Source organism: Weissella sp. ESL1156 (genome assembly GCF_058505625.1).
Genome location: NZ_CP196372.1, coordinates 1,286,511 through 1,301,198, shown reverse-complemented (window position 1 = coordinate 1,301,198; position 14,688 = coordinate 1,286,511). Strand labels below are relative to the sequence as shown.

The 14,688-nt window shown below is 37.6% G+C and carries 15 protein-coding genes and 1 pseudogene; 15 read left to right on the top strand and 1 reads right to left on the bottom strand.

What is annotated here, in order from left to right; all coding sequences use genetic code 11:
* Nucleotide 1 precedes the first annotated feature (1 nt).
* The 14 genes and pseudogenes from ACSKY2_RS06605 to ACSKY2_RS06540 all read left to right on the top strand — a co-directional run bounded on the left by ACSKY2_RS06605 (nucleotide 2) and on the right by ACSKY2_RS06540 (nucleotide 12,483).
* Nucleotides 2-640 (top strand): phage tail protein, encoded by a 639-nt coding sequence (locus tag ACSKY2_RS06605; protein WP_489877187.1) that lies wholly within the window; start codon nucleotides 2-4, stop codon nucleotides 638-640.
* 83 nt (nucleotides 641-723) lie between these two features.
* Complete coding sequence (locus ACSKY2_RS06600; RefSeq protein ID WP_489877186.1) at nucleotides 724-1,155, top strand: phage tail tube assembly chaperone; 432 nt, start codon at nucleotides 724-726, stop codon at nucleotides 1,153-1,155.
* A gap of 71 nt (nucleotides 1,156-1,226) precedes the next feature.
* Complete coding sequence (locus ACSKY2_RS06595) at nucleotides 1,227-1,379, top strand: hypothetical protein (RefSeq protein ID WP_489877185.1); 153 nt, start codon at nucleotides 1,227-1,229, stop codon at nucleotides 1,377-1,379.
* 14 nt (nucleotides 1,380-1,393) lie between these two features.
* On the top strand, nucleotides 1,394-5,983 hold the full coding sequence (locus ACSKY2_RS06590; protein ID WP_489877184.1) for a tape measure protein: 4,590 nt from the start codon (nucleotides 1,394-1,396) through the stop codon (nucleotides 5,981-5,983).
* 73 nt (nucleotides 5,984-6,056) lie between these two features.
* Complete coding sequence (locus tag ACSKY2_RS06585) at nucleotides 6,057-6,815, top strand: phage tail domain-containing protein (RefSeq protein WP_491737212.1); 759 nt, start codon at nucleotides 6,057-6,059, stop codon at nucleotides 6,813-6,815.
* Nucleotides 6,745-7,920 (top strand): phage tail protein, encoded by a 1,176-nt coding sequence (locus tag ACSKY2_RS06580; RefSeq protein ID WP_489877182.1) that lies wholly within the window; start codon nucleotides 6,745-6,747, stop codon nucleotides 7,918-7,920. The genes ACSKY2_RS06585 and ACSKY2_RS06580 overlap by 71 nt, the downstream gene beginning before the upstream one ends.
* Entirely contained in the window at nucleotides 7,917-9,038 is a 1,122-nt protein-coding gene (locus tag ACSKY2_RS06575; RefSeq protein ID WP_489877181.1) for a GH25 family lysozyme, read from the top strand. Before ACSKY2_RS06580 ends, ACSKY2_RS06575 begins: the two co-directional genes overlap by 4 nt.
* Before the next feature lie 14 nt (nucleotides 9,039-9,052).
* On the top strand, nucleotides 9,053-9,265 hold the full coding sequence (locus ACSKY2_RS06570) for a hypothetical protein (RefSeq protein WP_489877180.1): 213 nt from the start codon (nucleotides 9,053-9,055) through the stop codon (nucleotides 9,263-9,265).
* Between the two features lie 3 nt (nucleotides 9,266-9,268).
* The gene (locus ACSKY2_RS06565) at nucleotides 9,269-10,318 is read left to right on the top strand and encodes a BppU family phage baseplate upper protein (protein ID WP_489877179.1); all 1,050 of its coding nucleotides are present in this window, start codon (nucleotides 9,269-9,271) and stop codon (nucleotides 10,316-10,318) included.
* Nucleotides 10,319-10,333: 15 nt separating this feature from the next.
* Nucleotides 10,334-10,696: a hypothetical protein gene (locus ACSKY2_RS06560; protein WP_489877178.1), complete on the top strand. Its 363-nt coding sequence runs from the start codon at nucleotides 10,334-10,336 to the stop codon at nucleotides 10,694-10,696.
* Nucleotides 10,689-10,823: an XkdX family protein gene (locus tag ACSKY2_RS06555; protein WP_489839522.1), complete on the top strand. Its 135-nt coding sequence runs from the start codon at nucleotides 10,689-10,691 to the stop codon at nucleotides 10,821-10,823. The genes ACSKY2_RS06560 and ACSKY2_RS06555 overlap by 8 nt, the downstream gene beginning before the upstream one ends.
* Before the next feature lie 13 nt (nucleotides 10,824-10,836).
* Nucleotides 10,837-11,070 (top strand): hypothetical protein, encoded by a 234-nt coding sequence (locus tag ACSKY2_RS06550; RefSeq protein WP_489877177.1) that lies wholly within the window; start codon nucleotides 10,837-10,839, stop codon nucleotides 11,068-11,070.
* A 14-nt stretch (nucleotides 11,071-11,084) separates the two neighbouring features.
* Nucleotides 11,085-11,372 (top strand): annotated as a pseudogene (locus tag ACSKY2_RS06545) (phage holin); the annotation flags it as partial.
* Nucleotides 11,373-11,388: 16 nt separating this feature from the next.
* On the top strand, nucleotides 11,389-12,483 hold the full coding sequence (locus tag ACSKY2_RS06540; RefSeq protein ID WP_489877176.1) for a GH25 family lysozyme: 1,095 nt from the start codon (nucleotides 11,389-11,391) through the stop codon (nucleotides 12,481-12,483).
* Nucleotides 12,484-12,691: 208 nt separating this feature from the next.
* On the opposite strand, the gene ACSKY2_RS06535 is transcribed toward ACSKY2_RS06540, so the two are convergent.
* Nucleotides 12,692-13,513 carry a LysR family transcriptional regulator gene (locus tag ACSKY2_RS06535; protein ID WP_489877175.1) on the bottom strand — a complete coding sequence of 274 codons (822 nt, stop codon included), beginning with the start codon at nucleotides 13,511-13,513 and terminating at the stop codon, nucleotides 12,692-12,694.
* A gap of 109 nt (nucleotides 13,514-13,622) precedes the next feature.
* Between ACSKY2_RS06535 and ACSKY2_RS06530 the strand changes: the two genes are divergently transcribed.
* A complete protein-coding gene (locus tag ACSKY2_RS06530) occupies nucleotides 13,623-14,603 on the top strand; it encodes a TDT family transporter (protein ID WP_489877174.1) in 981 nt (326 codons plus the stop codon).
* The last annotated feature ends 85 nt before the right edge of the window (nucleotides 14,604-14,688 follow it).

Here is a 14,688-nt window from a genome sequence, read left to right as displayed (position 1 = left end):
TATGTCATTAGGTATTGAGGGTGCAAAACTAGCTTTGGTGGATAAACAAGGCGTTAGGCTTGTTGGCTCAAATGGAATTTATAAGTATACCGATCAAGCAGCAACAGATACATCAGGAATTTTTGATGTTACAGTTGATAATTCTTATGGTGTTGCTAGTGTGGCATTAACTAATTTAGCTGGATCAACAGCCGATACTTTTGGTAATAATAAGTTAGTTTACAAGTCAGCAGGAAAAGGAGCAGCACAAGCCGTATTAACTGTTAATGCATTGCCAAATGAAATTAAAATGGCTATTTTAGGGATGCCGTCAGATGGTAAGGGTGGTTTTACAATTACTGGAAAGGCTGATCCAAATGTTCGAGTTGCATTATTAGCTGAATCAGCTGAATCGTTCGATATTAATAAACCATTGTATGTTGGTATCTATATGGGCATTGCCACTGAGCCATCACATACAATGACTTCAAATAATGCAAATGATAACCGTGCTACTGATGCGATTACTATTGCAGCGGTTGAACGTGGCGATGATGGATTTGGTAAGTATTTCTTTTCATCATCATCACGATTTGATGAACAAGCAATGATTGAAGATGTGTTTAAAACACCAGTAGCTGCTTCACCTACTGAAGGATAGTTTTTTAAAGTCGTCTACTGACGGCTTTTTATTATGTCTCAAATGAGGCGCCAATACCAAAACAAATTAAACAGGAGACAAAAATGACTGTAAAAATTGATGTTAAAAAAGAATTAGGATTATCAAAGCCAATCATTGTCAAAGAAACTAATAAGAACTTTCGCAAAACATTACAGTTTCAAAAAGATGTTCTTCATTTTCAAATTGAAAGAACCGAGATTGAAAAGGCTGAAAAAGCTAAACAAGAAAAATTAGAGTCCGGTGAAAAAGTCGAACCAACTGACGAATTAACTGAATTTGAAGAAATGGAACATCAAATTGATATGTATGTTGGTTTTCAGGACATAGCAATTGATTACATTACAGAAATTCTACATTTATCTGATACGAGCAAGGAAAAGCTAGAAGAATTAGGACTAATGGAAACACAAGATTTAGCCATTAAAATATCTTCAGAAATTATGGGTACTAATCCAGAAGAAGCAACTACAAAAGATAAGGGTTTAGGAGCTTAAGCGAGCGATATGATGCGATTGATACGGCCATTAAAGACTTCGATTTTAATGAACAAAATGCTTTAACGTATTTGCATATTTTACCTTCACAATTTGAAGATGAAGATTTTTATCGATTAAATGAAGTTTTGAGCGCACAAAGTGCTGAAGATCGACCAATGACGGGTTCGCAATTCATGGCTTCACTGGGTATCGACCCAGAAACTGCAGAACAATCTATTTAGAAAGGAGGAACTAAATGGCAAAACAAATCGTTAATGAAATGGCGACTAACTTATCACTCAATACTGAAAGTGCCACTGCAGCATTGAAAGAATTAACGAGTGTCGTTAAGGATAGTAGTACAGAAGCTCGCATATTGGAAAACCAATACAAAGCATCAGGCGATGCTGTTAGTGCATCTAAAGCTAAATATGAAGGTTTGCAGCAAACGCTGGAAGCTCAAAAATCTAAGATTGAGGCTTTAAAAGCTGGTCTAGAAAACGTCAATACTAGTACTGACAAAGGTCGAGAATTACAGAATTACTTAAATACTGAGTTAGCTAAAGCTGAGCGGCAGTATGCTTCATATTCGGGACAATTAGAAAAGGCAACGCAGTCTTATAAGTATCAAGAGTCCGGTCTAGCTAAACTTAATGATGAATTAAAACATAGTAATTCGTTAACGGAAGCCAGAGTACAAAAACTTGAGGCGGAAGGACGAACTGAAGAAGCTAATCAAGTTAAGTTAAATAATTTAAAAAATACACAAGAAAATTATACTAAGCAACTTGAAATTCAAAAAGCTGAACTAAATAAGCTGTCTGAATCAGGTGATAAGAGCTCAAATGCCTACAAGCGACAAGAATTACGCGTTGCACAAATGGGTGCTAAACTTTCTGAAACAACTCGTGATATTAAAAATTTCAATCGAACTGATATTAAACCTGAAACTCAAGGATTAACAACAGTTAAAAATAAATTGGAAAGTCTTGATCGTTCGCTTGAAGGTACTCGAAGTCGTTTTAAATCAATTTTCATGGGCAATTTAATTGCAGGTGGTGTAATTAGTGGCTTAAATTCAGTTAAATCACATATTACAGGTGTTGTTAAAGCTGGGATTGATTATGATAAAGAAATCCAAAACATGAAAATTGGTTTTGATAATTTCACTAGCGGTAATCGTGAAGTATCTACGAAATTAATGGCTAATTTCAAAGGTGTGCGAGAAGAATCTGGTTATGCTGCTGATACGGTCGCACTTTTAACTAAGAAAACATATGGCCTAACCCAAAATACAGATGGTGCAAAAAAATTGTCTGATTCATTTGTTAATTTGGGGCGTGCCACAGGCATGAGTGACACTAAACTGACAGGTTTAATTACTAAGTTTAGTCAAGCAAATGCTTCTGGTGAAATCACAGCAGGTTCAATTACTAAGCTGAATAAACAATTGCCAGGATTTTCAGACACTCTAGCTCAAACAATGAATGTTTCGAAAGACAAGTTAGCTGAGTTAGCCTCAAGCGGTAAGTTATCGATGCAAGACTTAGCTAAGGCAATTGAAACAATGTCAGATGCCAAGCCAAAAGGGCTAGATAATTATTACAAAACGTTTGATGGATTTGCTAGCCATTTTGAAGAACGCTATAAAAGTTTGTCAGGAAAGATAACAGAAGGCTTCTTTAATGAATCTAACACCATGTTATCCGGATTGTCTAAGTCATTAGACGGTGCCCAAGTCGATAAGTCTTTTGATAGAATCGGTGAAAGTGCTAATAAATCAGTAAATGTCATTGTTAAAGCATTTAGCAGCTCATTTAAAGATACCAAATCTAACCCTGTCGCTGACATGGCAAATTATACGGCTGACTCGATTGAGAAGTTGGGTAACTTTGTCGCAAAACATGCTAGTGATATTAAGTCTTTCTTTGAAATGACGAAGAACTTAGGAAGTGCTGGTTTTGGTGTGATAGGCACGACGCTTAAAATCGCTCTCCCATTATTAGAACAACTTGGTCACTTTGCTGCGGAACATCCAAAAACGTTTCAAGTACTGGCCGCATCTGTTGTAGGCTTTGATTTGGCATTAAAAGGTGTTTTAGGAACGGCGGCACAGTTTGGCAAAATTAAATCAGCTTTTAAAGATATATCGGGTCTAATTATTAAACCCAAAGTTGATGGTGAACCAGCAAAACGTGAATTAGGTATTATCGGTAAATTGGGCAAAGGTATCGGTAAAGCCTTTAGCTGGACTGCTGAATTAGGTAGCAAAGCTTTCAATAAGTCATGGGAAACGATTAAAATAGCTGGAACAACAGCTAAAAAGTGGGGGAAATCAGCTTTTAGCTGGAGCGCAAGCTTAGCAAAAACGGCATTTACAAAAAGTTTGTCAGCATTAAAAACTGTTAGTTCAGCAACAGGCAAACTTATTTCAAAAAGTCTGCAATTTACAGCTTCAATTGCAACTAAAGGTGCCACACTAGCCATGAATGGTTTAGTTAAGACTGCCAGAGTTACTGGTAATGGGATTAAACTAGCCTTCAATTTTTTGAAAGCTAACCCATTGATTTTACTTGTTTCATCTATTACGGCTGTCATTGTTGCTTTTACAGAGTTGTATAAGCATAACAAAAAGTTTCGTAACTTCGTTAATGATTTAGTTAAATCAGCCCAGAACTTCTTTAAAGGGGTAACAGGCTGGTTTAGCAACACTTGGAATGACATTACTAAAAGTTGGAACGGGTTTTCTAAATCAATCAGTAAAAGTTGGGATAGCTTTTTAAATAATCTCAGCCGCGACTGGACAAATACATGGAATGGCATTTCAGGTTTCTTCGTGAATATCTGGAATGGTATGAAAAAATTCGGTCATGATGCTGTTTGGTCACTAAAAAATACCTTTGACGATGTTTTGGGTAGAATAGGTGGTGCTTTTAGCAATACTTGGACAGGCATTAAATCAGGATTTTCAGATATGTGGCAAGGTATGAAGGACTTAGCTCGTGATGGTATCAATGCTGTTATTAAAATACCTAATGCTGGTATTTCTGGTATTAATGGTTTGATCCACGATTTCGGTGGCCCTGAAAGTGCGATTGGTAAAATACCTGAAGTTAAAAAATTTGCTAATGGTACTGGTGCGATTGATAAGTTAACACATGCTATCTTGAATGATGGTAATGATAGTCCTGAAACAGGAAATAAAGAAACAATCATTCATCCTAATGGCAAGATGGAAATCGTCCAAGGACAAAACACGGAACGATTGTTATTACCCGGTACGGAAGTCCTTAATGCTCGTGAAACAGCTATGTTAATGGGCTTGCAAGGAATAACTCATTTTGCTAATGGAACTGGTTTTTGGAGTAAATTAATTCATGGTGCTGGTAGTTTTGTTGGTAATATCGCTGGTAAAGCTTGGGACGGCTTGAAAAATGGTGTTGAAAAATTCACTAAGATGTTTGAATACATCACTGGAGCTGTCAAAGACCCAGAAGGTACCCTAAGCAAGGTAATGGACTTAAAAAATAGCGGTATTTCTAATTTTGCGGACGGTATTGCAACTGGCGCTTTTAAAAAGATTAAAAGCACTGCAAAAGATTGGTGGTCAACGCTTTGGAACATGGCCAATGATGCATCAAGTGCTGGTGCCGATGGTGGTATGAAAGGTGATGACTATAAGTATAAAAGTCGAGCTGCTGATTCCATGCCACCTGATGAGTGGGGTTATTACATCAAAGAATGTGTATCATTCGTTGCTAGTCGTTTGGCCAACATGGGTGTTAATCCCAGTCTATTCTCTCACTTAGGTAATGGTCGCGATTGGGTCAATGCACCTGTACCACATTCCAAAACACCTAAAGTTGGTGATGTGGCTGTTTACGGTGCTGGCTCAGAATTTGGTAATCACGTTGCCATGGTCACTGGTGTCCAAGGTGATAAAATTTCTGGTGAAGAATATAACTGGAATGGTGATCATGCTTATCACACTTATCATGGACGGAGTGCATCAGGTGCCACAACATTTTTAGACTTTGGTAAGAGTGTTGATGCAAAAGCTAAAGAGATTGCAACAAATAGTCCTTTAGCTAAGTTAATTAAAAAGCAAACTGGTGGCATGATGGACTGGATTAAAAAGTTTATCGCACCACTTAACGATAGTTCAACAGGTAAAGATGGTAATGTTCAAAGCTGGGCAGATGACGTTAAGAAAGCTTTGTCTAAATTAGGCTTAAGTACATCAGACTCAATGGTTCAACGTGTCTTGCGCCAGATAAATACTGAATCTGGTGGTAATCCTAAGGCAATTGGTGGAACTGATGGTCTTGCTGATGGACGTGCTACTGGGTTGATGCAAGTTAAGCCAACCACGTTTAGCGCTTATGCTCTCGCTGGTCACAACAACATCATGAACGGTTATGACAATCTTCTGGCGGGCTTGAATTATGCTAAGCACCGTTATGGTGATAGCCTATCATTTTTGGGTAATGGACATGGCTATGCAAATGGTGGTTTGATTACACGTCATCAATTCGCTGAAATCGGTGAAAATAATCAACCTGAAATGATTATTCCATTAGATGCAATGAAATCTAGTCGTGGTTTTGAATTACTTGGTAAAACTGCTGTTGCAATGGCAGCACGAGACGGTCAAAATAACGCATCAGTTACCACTGATAATTCAAAGTTAGAAAGTAAATTAGATAACGTGATTACATTGTTATCTCAATTAGTTCAAGGTCAAGGTAATCAACTTGTTCAAGCCGTCTTTAGTAAAGATGAACTATATCGTAAACAAGCAAATGACGTTAATTTACGTGATTATCAATCATTGAATAGGGGGTGAGACTATCAAACCAACATTTTTAATGCAATTAAATGGGCAAGACGAATTTGACATTAGCGATAGATTGCCCAGTGTGGACTATTTAGGAGGTGATTCAACGCCAGCTTTTGTTAATAACTATCAAGACGAAACGGCGAAAGATGGTAGTCAGTTTACAGGTACAAGGTTTGACAAGCTGATTTTTACAGCTAACTTTCTGTTACGGTCGACTGATTTTTATGAACAAAAGTTATTGCGCCATGAAATTTATCAATTGTTTGGTGATCGTGAATTAGTCCGCTTTAGAACGGATATTGATTTTGAAAAGGTGATGTTTGGACGTCCAACGTCATTTGATATTAAATTCATTGCTGATGGTCAGGATGATTCATTGTTTTCAATCCCGTTTGAAATTCCATCAGGTTATAAGTATTCAATCGTCAGAAGTGATGCGATTGACGTGACACATACATCATTTGGGATGAATTTTAACCTAGCTGAAACACCTGTTTATGAGCAGACTGCTATGAATTTTAAAATTTATAATCCAAGTGATGTGGCAATTGATCCTTATTATCAACGCCATGATTTAATTTTACGAATTAAGTTTAGTGGCAATTCGTATCAGATTACGAACAAAACCAATGACACAAGTTATAAATATAACAAGGCAATTAGTAGTAGTGATGAGCTCATTTTAAATGGGGTAGCTACTTTATTGAATGGTCAGCCAGCATCACAGAATAGTGATTTTGGTTTTATAAAACTAGAAAAAGGTTGGAATGACATCACGGTATCGGGTGCTACCAGTCATACAACCACCTTTAGTTTTCCGTTCATCTATATTGACTAATAATGTGATTACGGTGATGAAGCGTGATGGCACCCTACAAGAACCGCTTCAATCAATCGTTCAACCAACGTTTAATGTTAGCTGGGAAAATAATAGTCAATATCAAATAACGTTTACAGCTTATGCAGATAACAGTGTTGCTTATGCTTTATTAATCGCTGAAAATATCATTACTTTTAACGGTCAACAATTTGTTATTAAATCAAGCGTACCTAGTTATGTTAATGGTTATAACACAATTGCAATCACAGCCACCCATATTTATATGGACTGTCGTAAGATTTTTCAACACGACAAGAAAGACGGTACATTAACTTATTCAGTTAATGATGTGCTGTCTTTTTATTTGGCCAATAATCAATTTGGTTATTCGTATGAAGTACGCGGCTCGTTTAGTTCACAACAAATTACTGATTTAGGCGGTAGCAATGCGTTTGATGGTTTAAGTCAGATTATATCGACTTGGCCAGATGCATTTATCTTTCCAGATAATAAAAAAATTATTATTTATGATCGAGATAATTTTAGTAAGAACTTAGGTAATCGCTTGGGATATCGCTACAATTCGGACAATTTGGCGTTAACCTATGATTCAACCAGCTTAGTTAATCAGCTGACCGTTGTAAGTGCACAAAAAGAAGATGGTAGTTCATATTGGCAACCACATATTATTAAGGATGATACATCAATTAGTAAATATGGTATCTGGGACGGTGGTGATTTTAGTGATGATCGCTTTACAGATGTAAATGCTGCTGACAATGCTGCACGAGCACAGTTAGTTACTGAACCAGCTATCTCAATTACCCTTGATTATCTTGATGATGATGCACCGGTTGCGGGTGAAACGAAACGATTAGAAATATTAGCAACTGGTTTTGTAACGGATGTGATGGTGTTGGCTTATAGTTATTATCCACTGGACAAGACGCAAAAGACATCCATCACACTAAACAGTACCGTAAAAACGATATTGGATTTTCAAAATAGCAATAAAAACCAATTGAATGATGCAAAACAGACTAATGCCAATGTGATCAATGAAATTAACGCTATTAAAAATAAACAGATTAAAAGTTGGACAGTAGGTGAGGTGATTGAATGACATTAAATGGTATTGATATCTCAGACTGGCAACCAACGATTGATTTATCAAAAATAAGTGCTGATTTTGTCATTATCAAGGCAACACAAGGAATTGATTATGTTTCATCCGAATTTAAAGACCAATATCAACAAGCTGTTGCAACTAACAAATTGCTGGGCTTATATCATTATGCAGATGGATCTGGAGCAGAGAAAGAAGCCCAGTATTTCTTAGATAATGTTAAAGATTACATTGGTAAAGCTATTTTGTTTTTGGATTGGGAAAAGGACGTTTTAACACAAGGTGCTAGTTATGCTAAGACGTGGCTTGATTATGTTTATAGTCAAACAGGCGTCCGACCACTGATTTACATGAGTAAATCGGTGACAAGTAAGTATGATTGGTCATCTGTCGCTAAAGATTACGCTTTATGGTGCGCCCAGTATGCCGATGATAATCCAACTGGCTACCAAGATACCCCTTGGACTGATGCACTGCCATTTGGTAACTGGTTGTTTCCAACAATTTATCAATACAGTTCACACGGTGCTTTAACTGGTTATGACGGTAATTTGGACTTAGATTTGTTTTATGGTGACGCAAATAGTTGGCATAAGCTGTTGCAATCAGATAAGCAACCAACACCAGAACCCGACCCAGATTCAAGTAAGAAAACGCCAATTGTACAATATTCAGATGATGATGGTAATCGAGCCTATGCGTTGACCCATTGGGAAGCCATTAACAATAAACCTGAATTACTGGACAAAGATGATTTACAGCCCTATGCCTTGAAAACTGACTTGCCTCAAAAAGTTTCTTTAATCAAAGGGACGCTTAATCTGACTAACGGATTGCCAATTCTCAATTATGCTTACAACGATAAATTAGTAACATTAACGCTGGTTGGTTCGATTGCCAAAACAGTGTCAAATATGCAAGGTGATACGCAAGTTGGAACACTGGCAACTGATATTCCTAAGCCACCGTTTGACGTCACAGCGTCATTAATTGATATTTCCAGTAAGTCCAATATGGGACATTTAAAAGTGCAACCTAATGGCACATTAGTTATTAACATGACAGATGTTTGGAATGGTGATTGGATTTCGGGCACAGTGAGCTATCCAGTTTAGAAAGGAGACAACAAATGTCATTGGTAACGGACATATCTAATAATGTTGATAGTAGTCTTAGAGAACAGTTAAATAACAATTTCAAAGAATTAGATAAAACACGTACCAACATTAATGGGTACACATTCAACTCAACAGCTGATCGAATCGATTATGTTGAGAAGGTACTGAAACAACTAGGGTTCCCAATTGACCCACGAGAAGAAAAAGAATTATATGGAGGATAAAACATGGCAACAAAAGACCGCTATGCTGTCGTTGACACCAATCTATCAATCACAGATGCAACGCCAATTCAAGGACTGAATGGTCGGCAAGGTGATAATGGGCGCATTGTTTATTTTGCGTTAAAAGATGGGCAATTACCGCACAATTTAGATGGACAAGATGTGGCATTAGAAGTAAAAGATGCAGCAGGTAAGATTAAAATCGTGAACGGCATTTATGACATGATTTCTGCCACCGGTGGGCTATTTTCAATGCTCATTCCAAGCCAAGTTTATCAAGCGGCTGGTGATGTAAAAGAAGCCTATTTAGTTGTAAAGGATGACAAAGGCACTGCGATTTCATCAGTGCCTATCACGTTTACCGTATTTGCCGACGGGATTGTTTTATCAGCCAATGCTTCTCAAGACTTTATTCAGTCGGTTAAAGATGCGATTGCTGATGCTGATAAATTAATTGCTGATTTGAATGGCAGAATTACCCCACAAGAAGCAGCTATCGATACATTACAACAAACATTGAATGAAATGGTAGCCATAGTAAATAGTAAACAGGTTCCAACTCTAAATTCAGCCAATGTCTTTAATGACAACAACACTTTCAATAACGACGTCACGGTTAAGGGTGCTTTACATGCTAAAGCAGACACAGCTGGTAAGGCAGATAGTGCTAAAACTGTTGATACAACCGCCGTATTTAATAACACATCAATTAAACATGAAACAACAGTCAGTCTATTAGATGGTACTTTACACTTGATTAGGTACGGCAATACAGTAACCGCTAAGTTTAATAATGCTGGTAGTACTATTCTGTTTGGCCAATTCGCTGGTTTGATCCCTGCTGGTAGTATTCCAGCTGGTTATCGTCCCATTGATTTCGCCGCTCTTAGCTTAGAACAAGCTGATTGGCAGACAGGACGTAAGGCAGGTAATGTTTGGATATATGCGGATGGTTCAGTCATGAGCCGTTCAACTTATAACAAGAACAGCACAGATAGCAGTGTCATTTCAATTTATGGCACGTATCAAACAGCTGATGACATGCCAAAATAGAAAGGAAGTTTAACAATGACACAAGAAGCAACTTGGTGGTCAGGTTATGACCCTGTGACTTTTAAGTACAACGGGATGCGACTATCCGTTGAACAGCCAGCTAATACAACGGCTGTTGAGATTGGTAATTTAATTAATCCAGTCTGGAATTCAGCATTGAATAAATGGGAAGGTGAGGATTTGACTAAGCAATTAGCGGATTTACAAGCTGAGGCTGAAGCATCTGAACAAACACCCTCAACGGAAACGTTGCAACAAAATATTGCCAACCTGACGTCAGCAATGGCACGGGATAAAGCCACAAATACAGCTACTATTGCAGATTTAATGAAAACTGTCGCCACACTTAAGACACAAGGAGGAACAACCAATGCGTGAGATGGTCATTGAATATTTTAAAATGGGGTACTTTAATGAAGCTGATTTAGCCTTGTTCACACAAGTACAATGGATATCTGCACAAGATTACAAAGATTTAACGGGTAAAGATTATCAACCAGCTTAAGGGAGGTGAGGCAATGCATGGATTTTGGCCACATGACTTACTTAGTTGGCTAACGGCAGGATCCATTCTATTAGGTGGTTTATGGTGGGTGTTAAAAAATACAGTTATGATCCAAATTGAATTGCTTCGTGATGATTTAAAAGACCTGACACATGAATTGAAAAAGTCTAATGAAATCACAGAAGGCCATGAACTTCGCATTAAGGCTTTAGAAGAATGGCGAGATATATTGACGCATAAACATTAGGAGGTTTGATAATTGTGTTAAAAAAATTAAATAATTCGCTCAAGAATGCAGACGGTAGTTACTCAGGGAAAGTAATTGCAGGTCTGCTTTCTTTGTTAATCGTGCTAATTCAACAATTGCTTGCTGCTTTTGGCATCAAGTTTACAGGTGACTGGAATGCAATCGCCGCTGTTGTTAATACGGTTCTAACTATCTTAGGAATGTTAGGTGTGGTATCGGGTGGTGGCGTTGTTGAAACACCAACGACGGATCAACCAAAAACAGACGAACCTGAACCTGTTAAAGTCACTGAAGTAGCAGATACGACAGGAGGTTCAAATGAACAAAATTAAAACCACTATTTTAGCAGTTGGTGCTGTATTGGCGTTAGGTGGTGTTGGTGAGACAACCGTTCATGCTGATACGCCCCGTATTGATATGGTGGACGTTTCCAACCACAACGGACAAATGACGACACCTGAATTTACCTACATGCGAAACACATACGGTATGAAAGCCGTCACAACCAAAATCAGTGAGGGTGTTGGCTATCACGATTACACCGCAAAGGGTAACATTGCAGCTGCTGAACAAGCTGGTGTTTACATTAATGGCTATCACTATTTGCACGCCACCACAGTCGCTGGGGCAATTCAAGAAGCTGATTATGCGGTCAATATGGCGAAAGCTGACGGCTTGCCCGTTGGTGCCGTTTTAGCGGTCGATATTGAAAATCAAAATCAAATCGCCATGGGTCGTGCAATGCAACCAGTTGCTAGAGCGTTTGAGAATGAAGTTGCCCGTTATGGTGGTTATCGTTCAACAACTTACACAGGCGGTTCAGCAATTTCAGTTAGTCCTGATGGCGAAAAAGCATGGCCGGCACAATATTTGTATGATACGTCAAAGGCAATGGGCTTATGGAGCTCAGAACACGCTTACCAATGGAATTCAAACCAAACCTTTGCGAGTTCATTAGGTCGGTTTGATGTGTCGGTATTGTATGATGACTTCTTCACAGCGGGTACTGATAAAACGGCTGTTGTGCCTAATGTGACACCAGCTGCTCCCGTTGTAAATCACGATACATCAGCAATCAATCAGTTTAAGAATGCTGGCAATCGCTTTACAGCATATAAGTCATTCAAAGTTGATAAAATTGCTTATGTGAACGGTATGTGGCAAGCTATCAATTACGATATGGCAGGCGGTAAAGATGCTTCATGGACTGCTAACGGTATTCCGTTAGCTATGCTTGATAATTTAACTCGTGGTAACTACCGTGCTACACAAGTTGGTGACACGGTTAGATTCACGGCTGGTTATGACCATGGTACTATTGATCAATACGATAACAATTCAAATGGTGCAGGCATTGTTGAAGGACGTTATGGCAACGTTTGGTACAACGCTGATTCACTATTGGCAAAATAAAATTAAGCCCACTGGTCATTACGACTGGTGGGCTTTTTTTGCGTGTATAATTGTGGTCACTATTTGGTCACGCACGGTCACTATTCTTTTAAATGTCATCAAATATGCCTATTTTAATGGCATATATTCCGTGAACATTGCTTGAATACGGGATAAATAATCTATGTTAGTTTGGCGATGAAAAAGGCATGGCGGTAGTAACTGATTATTATTGTACGCTTTGTTTAAGCAATAGATTGATTTTATTGGCTAATGTTTTTTCCAGATCATTAGCTGTCAAACTATATAATGTTCTTCTAAAATGTTCGTTGAGTTCAGTGTAAGGTAAGGTTGCTGGCAGGACACTTTTTGACATAATTGTTTCACCGATGCCTTGCAAGACGAGGGCAATAATTAACTCATTACGATTAATTTGCATCTTATTTTTAGGCAAGACACTATATTCCTCAAAAAATTGTTGGGTATAGTGGGCAATTCCTGAACCGGGTTCGCGCACTAACCAAGTACCTGTTTGGTCACCAATACGTACTAGTTGGTCAGTTGTAATTTTTTGACGGTACATTTTTTCAGGATTAATTAATAGCGGTTTCTCTACTAACCCGATATCTAACTTTTTTTGTTCGAGTTGTTTTGCGATGTAGTTTGAATTACCAACGGTTACCTGCCAATCAATGGTTGGTAATTTTTTTTGCGCTATTTCAAAAAAATTCGTGGCAAGCATTTGTGATACTGTTTGAGAAAAGCCAATCCGCAGTAATTTGCGGTTAGGGGTTTTTAAATGCGCTAATTGATCTTGGGTGTTTTGCCAAATATTTCTCATTTTTAATGCTTGTTCATAAAGAATTTTACCTTCAGCGGTGGGTTCAATCGTTCGGTGTTGACCACGAATAAATAGAGGATGACCAATGTCTTTTTCTAATTGTTTCATTTGAATAGAAATGGTCGGTTGAGTAACAAATAACGTTTGCGCAGCAAGTGAAAAACTTCTGGTTTCATATACTAAGATGAAGGTTTCAAGATATGGATTCATGGTGCACTCCTTTATAAATAATTTTTATATTTATTATATAAATGATTAATTTTATTTATCATAACACAGTCTCTATAATAAAAGTGGTAATAAATTGAAGGAGAAAATGATGAGACAAGTATTGAAGAAAACGCCAATGGCATTGTGTGGTTTGATTTTAGGTATGGAAGCTTTAGGTAATTTGTTGATCATGAATCATCTTGTTACTTTAGGTAATTTTGTTGGTATTGTTGGCATGGTGCTGATGCTATTAATTTTATTAAAATTAATGATGTCATTTGGTAGTGCCTATAGTGAAATGTTAAATCCAGTTGCGGCGGGTACTTTACCAACATTTACGATGTCGTTGATGTTAATGGCCATGTATTTTAACCGTTGGGGTGTGACGCGCTTTGCACTCGTACTATGGTCTCTTGCAATTATTGTTCATCTATTGATTATGGTCACTTTTTGCTGGGTAAATTTGATTCAAACAAAACCGTCTCTACAAGCTGTTTACCCAAGTTGGTTTGTCATGTTTGTGGGTATTGGTGTTGTATCAGTTAGTGCGCCAATGTTTAATGTGTTTATTGGTCAACTATTTTTCTGGCTAGCGCTTAGTTTATATGTTATTGTTTTTCCAATTGTTATTTTTCGTTTGATTCGTCTGCGTGAAATGGCAGAAGGAGCATTACCGCTATTAACGATTACGGCAGCGCCAGCATCACTTTGTTTAACAGGGTATTTAAATAGTTTCACGCAGTTTAACCATATTTTTGCTATTGCTTTAGCAATATTTGCGCAATGTTTATATGTGACGACACTATTTTTCATGATTCGTATTTATATTTCTGCAAAGCATTCTGTTTTGCATTTCTATCCTAGTTTCGCAGCCTTTACTTTTCCACTCGTTATTTCATCAACAGCGTTGACTGTTTTATCAAACCGCTTAAGTTTATCAGTTGGTTTCATAACGTTAGCACGAATTGAATTAGTTATCGCTGCTATCGTTATTGTGTATGTCCTTGGTCACTATATGAAGTTTTTTACAGAACTTTTAAAAATGAATCACGTCACCACAACGATTGTTGCAGATGCAAAAAATAAATAATTGAAATTTTTCAAAAAAGGGTTGGGTTTTTTTGTTGAATTTGTTAATATAATGTTCTGCTATTTAATCAATTTAGTAGCTATTA